General features: G+C 67.2%; 14 protein-coding genes and 2 pseudogenes. 9 read left to right on the top strand and 7 right to left on the bottom strand.

The annotated features are described in order from the left end of the window. Positions 1–102: 102 nt before the first annotated feature. Positions 103–351, bottom strand: a pseudogene (locus TBU01S_RS25125) (MFS transporter); the annotation flags it as partial. A gap of 49 nt (positions 352–400) precedes the next feature. Between TBU01S_RS25125 and TBU01S_RS23115 the strand changes: the two are divergent. Then, positions 401–529: pseudogene (locus tag TBU01S_RS23115) on the top strand (transposase); the annotation flags it as partial. 559 nt (positions 530–1,088) lie between these two features. Here TBU01S_RS23115 and TBU01S_RS15205 read toward each other — a convergent pair. Both TBU01S_RS15205 and rpmE read right to left on the bottom strand, forming a co-directional pair. Continuing rightward, on the bottom strand, positions 1,089–2,744 hold the full coding sequence (locus TBU01S_RS15205; RefSeq protein ID WP_068637633.1) for an ArnT family glycosyltransferase: 1,656 nt from the start codon (positions 2,742–2,744) through the stop codon (positions 1,089–1,091). Between the two features lie 174 nt (positions 2,745–2,918). Beyond that, positions 2,919–3,137 (bottom strand): 50S ribosomal protein L31, encoded by a 219-nt coding sequence (gene rpmE / locus TBU01S_RS15210; RefSeq protein ID WP_068637635.1) that lies wholly within the window; start codon positions 3,135–3,137, stop codon positions 2,919–2,921. Between the two features lie 156 nt (positions 3,138–3,293). On the opposite strand from rpmE, the gene TBU01S_RS15215 reads away from it, so the two are divergent. The 5 genes from TBU01S_RS15215 to TBU01S_RS15235 all read left to right on the top strand — a co-directional run bounded on the left by TBU01S_RS15215 (position 3,294) and on the right by TBU01S_RS15235 (position 6,657). Further along, positions 3,294–4,313, top strand: a complete 1,020-nt coding sequence (locus TBU01S_RS15215; RefSeq protein ID WP_068637637.1) for a tRNA dihydrouridine synthase — start codon at positions 3,294–3,296, stop codon at positions 4,311–4,313. Beyond that, on the top strand, positions 4,310–4,990 hold the full coding sequence (gene trmB / locus TBU01S_RS15220) for a tRNA (guanine(46)-N(7))-methyltransferase TrmB (RefSeq protein ID WP_068637639.1): 681 nt from the start codon (positions 4,310–4,312) through the stop codon (positions 4,988–4,990). The genes TBU01S_RS15215 and trmB overlap by 4 nt, the downstream gene beginning before the upstream one ends. A 58-nt stretch (positions 4,991–5,048) precedes the next feature. Further along, positions 5,049–5,780 carry a YecA/YgfB family protein gene (locus TBU01S_RS15225; protein WP_068637641.1) on the top strand — a complete coding sequence of 244 codons (732 nt, stop codon included), beginning with the start codon at positions 5,049–5,051 and terminating at the stop codon, positions 5,778–5,780. After that, positions 5,764–6,105, top strand: coding sequence for a YkgJ family cysteine cluster protein (locus TBU01S_RS15230; RefSeq protein WP_068637643.1), 342 nt, complete (start codon positions 5,764–5,766; stop codon positions 6,103–6,105). Before TBU01S_RS15225 ends, TBU01S_RS15230 begins: the two co-directional genes overlap by 17 nt. Positions 6,106–6,267: 162 nt before the next feature. Next, entirely contained in the window at positions 6,268–6,657 is a 390-nt protein-coding gene (locus tag TBU01S_RS15235; RefSeq protein ID WP_068637645.1) for a YkgJ family cysteine cluster protein, read from the top strand. Here the strand turns inward: TBU01S_RS15235 and TBU01S_RS15240 are convergent, their stop codons facing one another. Then, positions 6,658–7,566: an ATP adenylyltransferase family protein gene (locus TBU01S_RS15240; RefSeq protein ID WP_068637647.1), complete on the bottom strand. Its 909-nt coding sequence runs from the start codon at positions 7,564–7,566 to the stop codon at positions 6,658–6,660. Positions 7,567–7,658: 92 nt separating this feature from the next. Here TBU01S_RS15240 and TBU01S_RS15245 point away from each other — a divergent pair, with 92 nt between their 5' ends. Then, on the top strand, positions 7,659–7,886 hold the full coding sequence (locus TBU01S_RS15245; RefSeq protein ID WP_068637649.1) for an RNA-binding S4 domain-containing protein: 228 nt from the start codon (positions 7,659–7,661) through the stop codon (positions 7,884–7,886). A 50-nt stretch (positions 7,887–7,936) separates the two neighbouring features. On the opposite strand, the gene TBU01S_RS15250 is transcribed toward TBU01S_RS15245, so the two are convergent. The 3 genes from TBU01S_RS15250 to TBU01S_RS15260 are packed head-to-tail and all read right to left on the bottom strand — an operon-like array spanning position 7,937 to position 10,485. Then, the gene (locus tag TBU01S_RS15250; RefSeq protein WP_068637651.1) at positions 7,937–9,682 is read right to left on the bottom strand and encodes a potassium channel family protein; all 1,746 of its coding nucleotides are present in this window, start codon (positions 9,680–9,682) and stop codon (positions 7,937–7,939) included. Positions 9,683–9,691: 9 nt separating this feature from the next. Then, a complete protein-coding gene (locus tag TBU01S_RS15255) occupies positions 9,692–10,075 on the bottom strand; it encodes a DUF6394 family protein (RefSeq protein ID WP_068637653.1) in 384 nt (127 codons plus the stop codon). Then, on the bottom strand, positions 10,072–10,485 hold the full coding sequence (locus TBU01S_RS15260; RefSeq protein ID WP_068637655.1) for a YchJ family protein: 414 nt from the start codon (positions 10,483–10,485) through the stop codon (positions 10,072–10,074). Before TBU01S_RS15260 ends, TBU01S_RS15255 begins: the two co-directional genes overlap by 4 nt. 209 nt (positions 10,486–10,694) lie before the next feature. Here TBU01S_RS15260 and acnB point away from each other — a divergent pair, with 209 nt between their 5' ends. Together acnB and TBU01S_RS15270 are read left to right on the top strand one after the other, a co-directional pair. Further along, positions 10,695–13,292 (top strand): bifunctional aconitate hydratase 2/2-methylisocitrate dehydratase, encoded by a 2,598-nt coding sequence (acnB, locus tag TBU01S_RS15265; protein ID WP_068637657.1) that lies wholly within the window; start codon positions 10,695–10,697, stop codon positions 13,290–13,292. A 165-nt stretch (positions 13,293–13,457) separates the two neighbouring features. Next, positions 13,458–13,888: IS110 family RNA-guided transposase (locus tag TBU01S_RS15270; RefSeq protein WP_157659161.1), on the top strand; the 431-nt coding region annotated here is incomplete at its 3' end.

A 13,888-nucleotide genomic window follows, 5' to 3' on the forward strand; every position in this document is an offset into this window, starting at 1 on the left:
ATCCGCCACCACGCCACGGGTGGCAACCCGGCCGTGCTGGTGCTGAATCATCGAGTACACCAGCGGCACCATCGCGAACTCGGTGATGCCTGCTGCCAAGCGCCCGATGAAGAACAGCGGGAAATTGGGCGCGAGCGCGCTCAGCACCATCATCGCGGTCGATGCCAGGATCAGGCACAGCAGCACCCCCTTGCGCGAGAAACGATCCGCGAAACGCGCCAGCGGCACGGCCAGCGCACTGCCGACCAGCACGCCTGCCAGCCCCTGCAGCGCGCCCAGGGTGGCATCGCCGACGCCGAAGCTGCTCTGGATGGCGGAGAGAGAGATGGCCTGCAGGCCCATGTCGCTCATCTGCACGCCGGCAGTGATGCCCAGCAACGCAACCGTGAATAGCGCCTGGATCAAGCAGGCGATGGGGTTCAGGCAGTTCAGTGTGCGCGGGCTGGCACCGGTCAACGGTGAGTGGAACCTGGTGTGTCTGGCGTCGAACCTGCGCCGAATGCATCGATTGGGCTGGGTTGCGGCCTGATCAGGGCGCGTGGGGAGCCCACAGAAACGCCGCGCGAGTGCATGGGGCGGTATCGAAGTGACCGGCGAGCCACATCAAGCGCATGCCAGACCCCGGACGTGGTCATTGACCCCTCGGTTTGGCGGAAATATCGAGTCGAAATCTTCTACCGCCCACGCTCCTAGAGTCGATCGAAGAAGAGGGTGGGGGAAAGGCTGGTGCGTCCAGTCCTTGGGTTTGTTGCGACGCTGTTCCGCATAGGCTGCGGATTTTATATGTAATCGAGAATTATTTACAAAATCATCGAAAAGTCTGCCATGCGGACAAGGGGCTGCATCAGCCGGCGTGGCTTGAAGCCCATGAAGTGCAACTCTGGATGCGGCACCCTGGCCGTTCTACAGAGGGAGCGGGTCAGGGGCTTGAAGCCGAAGGGGCACGCCGGTTTCAAGAAGGCTGATACCGATCAAAGCCGAAGCACGTCATTCACGCCGGCGGACAAGGCCGGCAGCAGCGACTTTGGAGGCTGGCACCCGGTGGCGCAAGCCTCGAAGCGGCGGAGGGTAGGTGCACGTTTCCCCTCTCAGGGCAGCTCCCGCCTCAACAGCACGAAATGCTCCGCCCGCCGCCCCGCGCCGCGCTGGAATTCCCACACGGCCTGCCATTCGGGGGCGAGCGGTGTCTTCAGGGGCGCATCATCCATCACCAGCAGCAGCGGGCAGGGGGTGCTGTCGTCGATGATGCGTTCGGTGCGCAGGTCGGCGAAATAGTCGAGCGAGGTTTTCACGTGCGCCGGCAGGCCGGTGGTGGCGATGCAGGCGCCGGGGCTGGTTTCCCGTTCGCCGGTGACGGCGATGTCGAGCGAGCGAACCATTTCGCGGTAGCTGCGGCCGTTGTCGAACCAGGGCATCAGCAGTACCACAGCCAGGCACCACAGCATGGTCAGGCCGATGGCCCAGTTGGCGGGGGCGCGCGAGCTGGAGCGCGGCAGCTTCCACAGCAGGGCGATCCAGATCAGGCTGATCACCGCGCCGAGCACGGCCTGGAAGACCGGATCGGGCAGCACGAAATCGGGGGCGTTGCGGGCGACGTGGCGGGCGAGGCCGGGCGGCCAGCCTGCGGATTGGGCGGACCAGGCGAGCCAGACGAGGATGCCGAACACCGCCAGGCTCATCAGCGAGAACCAGTCGAGTGCATTGGCCGCGCCGCGTCGCAGGCTGGGCACGCCGCCGGCGGCGAGCAGTGCCATGGCGGGCAGGATGGGCAGTGCTGCGGCCTGGGAAAGGTCGCCGGCAGCGGCGAAGACCGCGATCATCAGCAGCGCGCTCAGGCCCGGCAGCAGCCAGCGCAGGTCGCCCAGCGTGCGTCGGCCGCGCCATAGGCTCCACAGCGCGATGGGCCACAGCGGCCAGGTGAACCAGCCGAACAGCTCGAGCCCGCGCACGATTTCGCCGGCCGCCAGCGGCGAACTGCCGAGACGGGCCCATTCCGTGCGCAGCCACAGGTTCAGCAGCTCGGGCTGGTGGAGATGGACGGCCAGCGGCCACAGCGCCGACAGTGTGAGGGCGAGGCACAGCCCCAGCAGCAGGGCGCCGCTGGCGCGCGGGTTGCGGCAGTCGCTGCTGAACAGCATGATCAGCGGGAACAGCGGTGCGGTCAGCAGCAGCCCGCCGAGGCCGGCGGCGAGAAAGGCCAGGGCGCTGCCGAGGCCGGCGAGCAGGGCACCGCTGAGAGGGGATTGCGGCACGCGCGACAGGCCGCGCAGCGTCAGCGCGACCATTGCCACGAGGGCGAGCAGGGGTTGGGTTTCGTGAGCGTGGAGAACGAGGCCGAGCGCGCCCAGCATCAGCAGCGCGCCGGGGGTGCGCGCCGGCCGGCCGTACAGCGCTTCCGCCGTGCGGGCGGAGAAATACACGCCCAGCGCGACGAAGAGTGCGCTCGCCAGGCGGGCACCTTCGTGCAGCGCGAGAAAACCGCTGCTGGCCCAGGCCAGCAGGGCGCCGGTCCAGTAATACAGCGGCGGATAGTCGGGCAGCGCTTCGCCGGCCAGCATCGGGAACAGCCAGCCTTCGCCCTGCAGCATGCTCAGGATCGGCCCGAAATGGCGGGCGTCGTCGCCGCGCCAGGGATCGTGTCCGGCCAGGCCGACGAGCAGGTAGAGGCCGACCAGCAGCGTGATGCCGAGCGTGCCGTAGATACGGCGCTGCAACAGGGAGGACGTTTCGGATTCTCGAATCATGCGCGCATTGTGGGGCGGAGTGCTCCGGCAGGCAAAGGCGGTGGCTCGAAGCCGGGTTGGGCCTCGAGCTGAACGATGGTTTCGACGATAAAAAAGGCAGCCGCGGCTGCCTTTTTTGCGATGTGCCGCGAGTCCGACTGAGCGGAGGGCACGAATCCGGCTGTGCAGCCGCGATCAGTTGGCGCGCTGGACGGTGCCGTACTTCTGGCGGAAGCGCTCGACGCGGCCGGCGGTGTCGACGATCTTCTGCTTGCCGGTGTAGAACGGGTGGCAGGCGGAGCAGACTTCGACGTGGTACTGGGGCTTGCCGACGGTGGAGCGGGTGGTGAAGGTGTTGCCGCAGGAGCAGGTCACGTTCACGTCTTCATATTTCGGATGGATGTCCGCTTTCATGGTGTCTTCCTGATGCGCGCGGGCGGCGGTTGTGACCGCCCTGAGTGGTAAAGAGGCGGAATTATCCGCGACTGGGCAATGGCTGGCAAGTGGAAATCGGCTTGCGGCCGCGTCTGGATTAGAATTCCGCTCCCCACGCGGCTTGCCGCGCCCCTGATGAACCCGTTTCGAGGAAGTACCGGTTTGCGCCTGCTGCTCGCTCCGATGGAAGGCCTGCTCGACGACGTGCTGCGTGCCGCGCTGACCGCGTCGGGCGGCTACGACCACGTGGTGACCGAGTTCGCGCGAGTGTCCGGCACGCTGCTGCCCGAGCGCTTCTTCCGCCGCATTGCGCCGGAGCTGCGGCAGGGCAGCCGTACCGAGGGCGGAACGCCGGTGCATGTGCAGTTGCTCGGCTCCGATCCGGCGTGCATGCACGACAACGCGGCGCGGCTGGCCAGCCTGGCACCGGCAGGCGTGGATCTCAACTTCGGCTGCCCGGCGCCGACGGTGAATCGCCATCGCGGCGGTGCGGCGCTGCTGAACGAGCCCGAGCTACTGAACCGTATCGCCGTTGCCGTGCGCGCCGCCGTGCCGGCATCGATTCCGCTCAGCGCCAAGATGCGGCTGGGCATCGACGATGCGGGGAGGACGATCGAATGCGCGCAGGCGCTGAGCGAAGGCGGTGCCGGCACGCTGGTCGTGCATGCGCGCACCAAGGCCGACGGTTATCGCCCGCCGGCGCACTGGGAGTGGGTCGCCCGCATCGACGATGCCGTGGCGGTGCCGGTGGTGGCCAATGGCGAAGTCTGGAGCGCGGCCGACTGGCGGCGCTGCCGGGCGGTGTCCGGCGTCGACGACGTGATGCTGGGCCGCGGCGCGGTGGCAGACCCTTTCCTGGCCGCGCGCATCCGTGCCGGCAGGCTGGAACAGCCCGATGCCGAGGAGCGGGCGCACGAATGGGCGGCGCTGCTGCCACTGATCGGCGCCTTCCGCGAGCGCGTCAGGCACAAGGTCGAGGCGGAGCACGCTCCCGGGCGCATCAAGCAATGGCTTCACCTGCTGGCGCGCAATTATCCGCAGGCGCAGCAGTTGTTCGCTGCCATCCGCAGCCTGCGCACGCTGGCCGAAGTCGAAGGCGCGCTGCGGCGCCACGGCGTGCCGGCGCCGGCCATCAATCCACCGAGCATCGCATGAGCTACGCCAATTCCCGCATTCCGCAAAGCGCCCAGCATGGCATCCATGAGCGCCTCGACGCACTGGTGCGCAAGCATCTGGCCGAGCCCTTCCGCAAGCCGATCACGCCCTGGAACCGCGAAGCCTTCGACTTCAGCCTCGCCGGCTGGGATGGCAAGGCGCCGCTGATCCTGGACGCGGGCTGCGGTGTCGGCCACAGCAGCATCCAGATCGCGCGCGCCCATCCCGATCACTGGGTGATCGGCGTCGACCAGTCGCAGGACCGGCTCGAACGCAAGAAGCCTTACCCGGACGCGCTGATGCCGCGCAACCTGGTGTTCGTCCGCGCCGACCTGGTCGACTATTGGCGCCTGCTCGACGAGGCGGGGCTGCGGCTGGCGCGGCACTACATCCTGTATCCGAACCCCTGGCCCAAGATCGGCCACGTCGCCCGGCGCTGGCATGCGCATCCGGTATTCCCCTTCATTCCGCGTCTGGGCGGTGTGCTGGAATGCCGCAGCAACTGGGATGTCTATATTCAGGAGATGGCGGCGGCGCTGTCGATCGCGCTCGGGCGGGAAATACGGTGGGAAAGTTTCCCCGCCGAAGTGCCGATCAGCCCCTTCGAGCGCAAGTACCGCGATTCCGGTCAGACGCTGTACCGGCTCGAAGTCGATCTGCGCGGCGAGCCCTGCTGATTCGCTTGCCGTCCGGCGCGGCTTCGGCCACCCTTGCAGCCATTTCCGGAGAATTGACATGACCGAGCCCCACAACCCCTATCTGATGAGCGACGAGGATTTCGAGGCGCTCGAAGAAGTGCTGACCTCCGACATCGTCCCCGAGGACTGCATGGACCTCGAGATGCTCGACGGCTTCCTTGCCGGCGTGCTGATCTCGCCGCGGCCGATTCCGGTGGAGCGCTGGCTGCCGGACGTCTGGTCCGCGCATGGCGAGGAGGCGAGCTTCAGCGGCGGCCGCGGGCTGCAGCGGGCGATCCGCCTGGTGAAGGCCTATTACAACGAGATGGTAAGCACGCTCGGCCTCGACGACGATGACGAGATCTGCTGGGAGCCTTTCTGCTTCGCCATCGCCGAAGGCGACACGCTGAAAGTCGGCGAGGAATGGCTGGAAGGCTTCGCCCAGGGCCTGGATCTGTGGCCGCAGGGCTGGGAAGAAGGCCTGGACGAAGAGACCGTCACCGCCGTGCGGGACACGCTGGACGAAGTGCTGGCGCCGTGGGCGGAGGATTCCGCTGCCGAAGCCGGCGAGGAAACGCGCCTGGAATGGCTGGGGGCGATGGGCGAAGCGGTCAACGACATCTATGCGCATTGGCGGGATGCCGGCATTCCGGCGCCGGCACTGCTCGAAGCGGATGCGCCGCGCGAGCCCGCCGCCGCCGGCCCCGGCCGCAACGATCCTTGCCCCTGCGGCAGCGGCAAGAAGTTCAAGAAGTGCTGCGGCGCGCTCGACGATGGTGGGGCAGCCTGACGACCACTGCACGCGTTGCGGCGCGTGCTGTGCTGCATTCCGTGTCGATTTCCACCATTCCGAACTCGAAAGCATCACGCCGGGCGGCGTTCCGGATGGCCTGACGGTGCCGGTCACCGCCACGCTGGTGCGCATGCGCGGCACCGATGCCGCGCCACCGCGCTGTGTGGCGCTGGCCGGCGAGATCGGCACGGCGGTGCGATGTACGCTGTATGCCAGCCGGCCTTCACCCTGCAGGGACTTTGCGCCCTATGCGGCGCTGGGCATCGGCGAGGACGCCTGCGACCGCGCCCGTGCGCGGCATGGGCTGCCGCCGCTGGGTTGATTGAATTTCTGCAAATATTTTAGGCAAACAACTGATAAAAAAAGAAGTTTCGGGTGATTTTCGGGCGCTTTCGGCGGCGTTAGAATGCGCGCCTGCCGGAAAGCCGGCAGCCCCGTGAATCCGCTGCCGTGAATCCACATATCCACCGCCGAAAGCCCGAACATGGAAGAGCCGAACCCCTGCGTTACCTGTGGCATCTGCTGCACGCATTTCCGCATCTCGTTCTACTGGGCGGAAGCCGATGATGCGCCGGGTGGCTTTGTGCCGGTGGGGATGACCGAGAGGCTGAACCACAGCATGCGCTGCATGAAAGGCAGCAATCAGGTGCCGCGGCGCTGCTCGGCCTTGTCGGGCACGGTGGGCGAGCAGGTCGCCTGTACGATCTACGAGAACCGGCCCACGCCTTGCCGCGAATTCCCGGTGTATTTCGACGACGGCCGGCCGAACCCGAAGTGCGATGAGCTGCGCGCGACGATCGGCCTGCCGCCGTTGCCGCATGCGCCGATGCCCAACGCGCCTTCGCCCCACACGCCCTTGCCGAACGCCGCCTGATCAGGGCGGAAAGCCAACCGCGGCCAGTACGGCAAGTGGGCCTTCGGCGCGCAGGCGTTCGATCTGCGTGGGCGAGCGGACGAACAGCGAGCCGGCGTAGCCGAGCGAGTTGATCGAGATGTCCTGCCACTTCTCCAACCGGCGCGGCACCACCAGCAGCCAGTCGCGGCTGACGAGCAGGTTGTAGGGCGGCATCGGGTCGGCCGCCGGCGGCAGGGACACGGCCTTGCAGGCGGTGGCGAAGGCCTCCTGCAAGGTCCGGCCGGCCGCCGCTGGATCGCACCAGTCGATGCCGGCCAGGCTGACGAAGGCGTGCTGCCAGGGCAGGGCGGCGTTGTACTGGGCGATGCCGGGCATGTCGTAGCGCAACGATCGGCTGAAAGCGGCAAAGCCGTCGTCGGCGCGCAGGGCCGAGTCCGGCACCCATTGCAGATGCTTGTGTGCCTGGCTGGCGCCGGCGATGCGGCCGCCGTTGTAGAAGCCGAGCCCGCCCTGCGGGCCGAGAATCGTCGCCAGGGCGCGGAAATCGGTTGCGCTGAGCGGCGCCGTCTGGGCCTCGAAGGCACGTGTCACGATCAGCAGATGATGATCGATGACCGGAAACTTGTTCAGCACGACGATGTGTCCGTCACCGAGGCTGGTGACGGTCAGCGCCGGCTCGGGCGGCAGGAAGGGGTTGAAGTCGGTGCGGCGCGTGCTGATGCTGGCGACGCGGGCCTGGTCCTTGAGCGCGAGCGAGGACACCCAGCGGACCGAGAAACTCAATTCGCCTTGGGTGATCAGCGTGCTTTCGGTCCTGATCGGTTGCAGCGCGCCGGTTGCGAGGGCGTTGCGGATGGTCTGTGCGGACAGGTCGAGCAAGGCGTCGCTGCGGCAGTCGAGCGGTGCGGTGGATTGAAAACTGGTCATGGGGCGGCGGTACAGGCGACAATGCCGCATTCTGACATGAGCGGACGCAGGCCCGGGCGGGCCGGCGCCGCCCGGCCTTGGTGGAGTTTTTCATGAGCATTTCCTTTGCCGTGCGCGGCGAGCACATCCAGCTCGATCAATTGCTGAAAGCCGCCGCGCTGGTGGGTTCGGGCGGCGTCGCCCATGCGGCGGTCGAGGCGGGCGAGGTCAAGGTCGACGGCAAGGTGGAGAGCCGCAAGCGCGCCAAGCTGCGTCCCGGCCAGCGGGTGCAGTTCGGCGGCGAGGAAATCGTCCTGGTTGCCGGCGAGGACGTGAGCTGAACGGCGTGTGAATGGTGGATGGCGCCGGGTGGATGGCGCCGGCGCAGGCCTCAGGGGAGCTGCGGCTTCGTCCGCTTCGTGCCCTGCCGTGACAGCTTGCGCCAGATCCAGCCGCCCGGCAGGTCTTCGCCGCTCAGCAGCCAGGCGAGCGTGTGTTCGTAGGCGATGTTGAGCGCAAAGGCATCGCGGGCGCGGCGCCTGCCGGCCAGCAGCAACGCGTCTCCCGGCCTGAGTGCGGTGTCGGGCGGCGGCATCAGCAGATGGTCGTCGTCGTCGCGTTCGAGATAGAGGACTTCGCAGTCGAGCCGGGTGCCGGGGTCCGTGGCCGAGCGCAGCACCTGGTCCAGCGTGATGGTTTCGCCGCGCATCAGGCGCTGATGCAGGGCAGGGGCGCGGCTCAGGTTGACGCGCTCGCTCCAGACTTCCGGCACTTTCCAGCCGAAGCGCCCGGTCAGGCGTTCGAGCTGTTCGGCACACCAGCCGTCGCCGTGGCCCTGGATGTCGCGCAGGAAAGGCTCCAGCAGCGGCGTGGCGAGAATGGCGAGGCATTCGTGGGCGATGATCTCGCTCGGCACGACGGTGATGTCCGATTCGAAGGTGTCGAACAATACCTGGTTCACCTGGAGGTTCTGGCGCAGGATCACGAACAGTTCGGGGTTCAACTGCCGCGCGGTGACCGCGATCGACAGGTTGTCGATGTCCGAGCTGGTGGCGGCGACGATGCCGGTGGCCTGCTGCACGCCGGCTGCGAGCAGGGTTCCGGCGCCGCTGCCGTCGCCCTGTATCCAGCGATGCGCGCCATCCGGCGGTTCGCTGCGGTCGATGATCGTGACCGGCAGCGATTCGGCGTCCATCGCATCGACCATCCAGTGGCCGAAGCGGCCGTGTCCGCAGACGATCCAGGCGCCGCGCGGCGGGCTGCGGCGGCGCTCGACGGCGGTGCCGGGCAGGCCGGTCAGCCAGGCCAGCAGTTGCGAGGTGGCCGGTGCGTGCAGCGCGGTGGAGAGCGTCGCGGAAAAGCGTTCGAAGGGGTTGATGATGTGCCGCGTACCGAAGGAGGCCATGTTGGCCGAGGTCGAGCGGTGTTCCGCGCGGCACAGCGCGGGCAGCTTCGGTGCCATCAGCCGGGTCGCGATGGCGATGGCGAGGTTGGTGGCGTCGTCGTTGGTCAGCGCGATGACGCCGGCGCAATGGGGATGGGTGAGGCCGGCGTCGCGCAGCACTTCGGGATTCGAGGCGTCGGCGCAGAGCGCGGGCACGTCGGCCGAGAAGCTGCGCAGGCCGATTTCGCCCACCCGGGTTTCGTCGATCTCGACGACGACCGCGCGCAGCCGCATGCGGTCGAGCGCGCCGCAGATCAGGCGGCCGGTCTCGCCGTAGCCGCAGACGAGGTAGAAGGGTTCGCGCAGGCGGCGCACTGCGCGTACGAAACGCTGGGTGGCGATCGCCTGCTGCAGGCTGCGGTCCGACAGCACGGCGAACAGCGTGCCGAGCGTGTAGGCCCAGCCGATCACCGACATGTAGATGCAGGCCATCACCCACAGCCGCTGCTGCTCGGAAAAGCTGTGAGGGACTTCGCCGAAGCCGATGGTGGTGGCGGTGTAGCTCATGAAGTACAGCGCGTGGAAGAAGCTCAGGTAAGTGGTCCGGCCGTCTTCGCCGACGCCCGGCACCAGCGTGAGGCCGAGCACCGACACCGCCATGATGGCGATGAGCAGGATCAGCGGCGCGCGCAGGCGCCGCAGGATCAGCAGGAAGATGCCGTGGTGCCGCGCCAGCGGCTGCGCCCCCTTCATCGCACCGGATCAGCGCCGCTGCATGATCGTTTCGGCGATCAGGATCACCACCGAAACGAGGTTGGCGAGCAGCGCACCGCCCGACAGCGACACCACGTTGGCGGTTGCGGTGGCAGTGAGTCCGGCGCCGGAGACGTGGGCGGCATAGCCCCACACCATCGCCGCGGCGATCAGCTGCAGGTCGGCCACCAGGCTGGTGGCGAGATGGACGGCGCCGATCTGGGTGCGGTCGCCGAACTTGAGCACCGTCGCGATCAGGCTCACCACCAGCGCGGCGAACAGCTCATAGACGTCGTGATGCGCGGGATTGTCGATCTCGCCGACGAAGAAGCCGAAATTGAGCGTCGCGGCGAGCAGGATGAAGAAGCCGAAGATGACTTTCTCGAGGTTCATTGCCGTGCTTCTCCTTCGGCAGTGCCGCCGTCGATGTCGCCATCGACGTAGTACCAGAGGCCGTCTTCGCGGACGAAGCGGCTGTTTTCGTGCAGGCGCCGGGCGCGGCCGCCGACGCGGTAGCGGGCGAGGAACTCGACCTGCGCGTTGTTGCCGTCGGGCTGGCCGCGGGACAGGACCTTCAGGCCGATCCATTTCGGCGCCGGATCTTCGTCCAGGTCGAGCGTCGCCGGGCGGGTGCTGTCGTGCCAGGTGCGCAGCAGATAGGCGGCATCGCGCCGGGTGAAGGCGGTGTAGCGCGAGCGCATCAGGGCTTCGGCGGTGGCGGCGGTGCTTTCGCCGGCGAGCAGCGGGCCGCAGCAGCGCGCGAAAGGCAGGCCCGATTCACAGGGGCAGGGCGTCGTTTTCATCGGCTCGGGATGCTATACCTCGGTCAAGGCCGCCATTCTGCTCCAAGGTGCCGGCAGGGAGTAGAATTGCGGCGCCTTTCATGCGGATACGATGTCTTTCTGCTGCGGTGCACCGCCAGTCTTATAAAAGACATATAATCCGTTCCGATCCGCGCGGGTGATCCTCGCGCGGGGCCCCGATCACCGCCACGAAAAGTGAGGAACTCACCGTGCTTGAAGCCTACCGTGCCCATGTCGCCGAACGCGCCGCTCTCGGTATCCCCCCGCTGCCGCTGAACAAGCAGCAGGTCACCGAACTGGTCGCCCTGCTCAAGAACCCCCCCGCCGGCGAGGAAGACTTCCTCGTCGAGCTGCTGACCTATCGTGTGCCGGCCGGCGTGGATGACGCCGCCAAGGTCAAGGCCGAGTTCCTGGCCAAGGTCGCCAAGGGCGAAGAGGCCTGTGGCCTGGTGTCGCGCGCCAAGGCCACCGAACTGCTCGGCACCATGCTGGGTGGCTTCAACATCAAGCCGATGATCGACCTGCTGGGCGACGCCGAAGTCGGCGCGGTCGCCGCCGAGGGCCTGAAGAAGACCCTGCTGATGTTCGACTACTTCCACGACGTCAAGGAACTGGCGGAGCAGGGCAACGCCAACGCCAAGGCCGTGATGCAGTCCTGGGCCGACGCCGAGTGGTTCACCAGCCGCCCGGAAGTCCCCGCCTCGCAAAAGCTGACCGTGTTCAAGGTCACCGGCGAAACCAACACCGACGACCTGTCGCCGGCGCCGGACGCCTGGTCGCGCCCCGACATCCCGCTGCACGCGCTGGCGATGCTGAAGAACCCGCGCCCCGGCATCGAGCCGGAAGAAGCCGGCGTGCGCGGCCCGGTCAAGTTCCTCGAAGAACTGAAGGCCAAGGGCAATCTGGTGGCCTACGTCGGCGACGTGGTCGGCACCGGCTCCTCGCGCAAATCCGCCACCAACTCGGTGCTGTGGTTCACCGGCGAGGACATCCCCTACGTGCCGAACAAGCGCTTCGGCGGCGTGTGCCTGGGCTCCAAGATCGCCCCGATCTTCTTCAACACCATGGAAGACGCCGGCGCGCTGCCGATCGAGATCGACGCCGGCCAGATGGACATGGGCGACGAGATCGAGCTGACGGTCGACCAGGCCAGCGGCAAGGTCACCGCGCTGAAGAACGGCGCCGTGATCGCCGAATCGCAGCTCAAGACGCTGGTGATCCTCGACGAAGTGCGTGCCGGCGGCCGCATTCCGCTGATCATCGGCCGCGGCCTCACCACCAAGGCGCGCGAAGCCCTGGGCCTGCCGCCGTCGACGCTGTTCCGCCTGCCGCAGGCGCCGGCCGATTCCGGCAAAGGCTTCTCGCTGGCGCAGAAGATGGTCGGCCGCGCCTGCGGCCTGCCGGAAGGCCAGGGCATCCGCCCGGGCACCTACTGCGAGCCCAAGATGACCACCGTCGGCTCGCAGGACACTACCGGCCCGATGACCCGCGACGAACTCAAGGATCTCGCCTGCCTCGGCTTCTCGGCCGACCTGGTGATGCAGTCCTTCTGCCACACCGCCGCCTATCCGAAGCTGGTCGACGTCAAGATGCACCGCGAGCTGCCGAGCTTCATCAGCACCCGCGGCGGCGTCAGCCTGCGCCCGGGCGACGGCGTGATCCACTCCTGGCTCAACCGCCTGCTGCTGCCCGACACCGTCGGCACCGGCGGCGACTCGCACACCCGCTTCCCGATCGGCATCTCCTTCCCGGCCGGCTCCGGCCTGGTGGCCTTCGCCGCCGCCACCGGCGTGATGCCGCTCGACATGCCCGAATCGGTGCTGGTGCGCTTCAAGGGCACGCTGCAGCCGGGCGTCACGCTGCGCGACCTGGTCAACGCGATTCCGCTGTACGCGATCAAGCAGGGTCTGCTGACGGTCGAGAAGAAGGGCAAGAAGAACATCTTCTCCGGCCGCATCCTCGAGATCGAAGGCCTGCCCGACCTGAAGGTGGAACAGGCTTTCGAGCTCACCGACGCCTCGGCCGAACGTTCGGCTGCCGGCTGCACGGTGCATCTGAACAAGGCGCCGATCGTCGAGTACATGAACTCGAACATCACGCTGATGAAGTGGATGATCGCCAACGGCTACGAGGACGCCCGCACTTTGCGCCGCCGCATCAAGGCGATGGAAGACTGGATCGCCAGCGGCGAGCTGCTGAAGGGCGATGCCGATGCCGAGTACGCCGCGGTCATCGACATCGACCTGGCCGACATCAAGGAGCCGATCGTTGCCTGCCCGAACGACCCGGACGACGTCAAGTTCCTGTCCGAGGTCGCCGGCGACAAGATCGACGAAGTCTTCATCGGCTCGTGCATGACCAACATCGGCCACTTCCGCGCTGCCGGCAAGGTGCTGGACGGCAAGACCGACATCCCGACCCGCCTGTGGATCGCGCCGCCGACCAAGATGGACGCGATGATCCTCAACGAGGAAGGCTACTACGGCGTGCTCGGCAAGTCCGGCGCCCGCATGGAGATGCCGGGGTGCTCGCTGTGCATGGGCAACCAGGCGCAGATCCGCAAGGGCAGCACCGCGATGTCGACCTCGACGCGCAACTTCCCCAACCGCCTCGGCATCGACACCCGGGTGTATCTGGGTTCGGCCGAGCTGGCGGCGGTGTGCGCGCTGATGGGCAAGATCCCGACCGTGCAGGAGTACATGGCGCAGGTCGAGATCGTCAATCAGAAGGCAGCCGACATCTACCGCTACATGAACTTCGACCAGATCGAGGAATTCCGCGCGGTGGCCGATACCATCGAGGTGTAAGGCAGGGACGCAGGGCGGGCGTGAGCCCGTCCGCTGAGCGCAAGGCCCCCGTCCGGTTTCGTACTGGCGGGGGCTTCGTACTGGCGGGGGCTAATGAGATGGTCAGCCCGATCCCCGCTCAGCGGCTACGCTGAACGGGGATTGTTCTTTTCGGAGGCCATTATCATGAATGCGGTGACGTTGATCGGGATCGACCTGGGCAAGCACTGCTTCCACCTTCATGCTCAGGACGAGAAGGGGCGGATGGTATTCCGCAAGAAGGTGTCGCGCAGCCAGATGCTGACGATGCTGGGCAACTTTCCCGCCTGCCGCGTCGTGATGGAAGCGTGCGCCGGTGCGCACTGGATCGCGCGTCGGTTGGGCGGCATGGGACATGAGACGCGGCTGATCTCGCCGCAGTTCGTCAAGCCCTTCGTGCAAGGCAACAAGAATGACTTCGCCGACGCCCAGGCGATCTGCGAGGCGGCGAGCCGGCCGAGCATGCGCTTCGTGCGTCCGCGCACCGAGACCCAGCAGACCATCTCGGCGCTGCACCGGGTACGTGAAGCCCTGGTACGCGAACGCACGTCCACGACGAATCAGATTCACGCCTTCTT

This window comes from Thauera butanivorans NBRC 103042 (genome assembly GCF_001591165.1).
Taxonomy (GTDB): domain Bacteria; phylum Pseudomonadota; class Gammaproteobacteria; order Burkholderiales; family Rhodocyclaceae; genus Thauera; species Thauera butanivorans.

Excerpts from the sequence above, each read along its gene's own strand:
- TBU01S_RS15205 (WP_068637633.1), bottom strand. The coding sequence starts at position 2,744 with ATGATTCGAGAATCCGAAACGTCCTCCCTGTTGCAGCGCCGTATCTAC.
- rpmE (WP_068637635.1), bottom strand. The coding sequence starts at position 3,137 with ATGAAAGCGGACATCCATCCGAAATATGAAGACGTGAACGTGACCTGC.
- TBU01S_RS15215 (WP_068637637.1), top strand. The coding sequence starts at position 3,294 with ATGAACCCGTTTCGAGGAAGTACCGGTTTGCGCCTGCTGCTCGCTCCG.
- trmB (WP_068637639.1), top strand. The coding sequence starts at position 4,310 with ATGAGCTACGCCAATTCCCGCATTCCGCAAAGCGCCCAGCATGGCATC.
- TBU01S_RS15225 (WP_068637641.1), top strand. The coding sequence starts at position 5,049 with ATGACCGAGCCCCACAACCCCTATCTGATGAGCGACGAGGATTTCGAG.
- TBU01S_RS15230 (WP_068637643.1), top strand. The coding sequence starts at position 5,764 with ATGGTGGGGCAGCCTGACGACCACTGCACGCGTTGCGGCGCGTGCTGT.
- TBU01S_RS15235 (WP_068637645.1), top strand. The coding sequence starts at position 6,268 with ATGGAAGAGCCGAACCCCTGCGTTACCTGTGGCATCTGCTGCACGCAT.
- TBU01S_RS15240 (WP_068637647.1), bottom strand. The coding sequence starts at position 7,566 with ATGACCAGTTTTCAATCCACCGCACCGCTCGACTGCCGCAGCGACGCC.
- TBU01S_RS15245 (WP_068637649.1), top strand. The coding sequence starts at position 7,659 with ATGAGCATTTCCTTTGCCGTGCGCGGCGAGCACATCCAGCTCGATCAA.
- TBU01S_RS15250 (WP_068637651.1), bottom strand. The coding sequence starts at position 9,682 with ATGAAGGGGGCGCAGCCGCTGGCGCGGCACCACGGCATCTTCCTGCTG.
- TBU01S_RS15255 (WP_068637653.1), bottom strand. The coding sequence starts at position 10,075 with ATGAACCTCGAGAAAGTCATCTTCGGCTTCTTCATCCTGCTCGCCGCG.
- TBU01S_RS15260 (WP_068637655.1), bottom strand. The coding sequence starts at position 10,485 with ATGAAAACGACGCCCTGCCCCTGTGAATCGGGCCTGCCTTTCGCGCGC.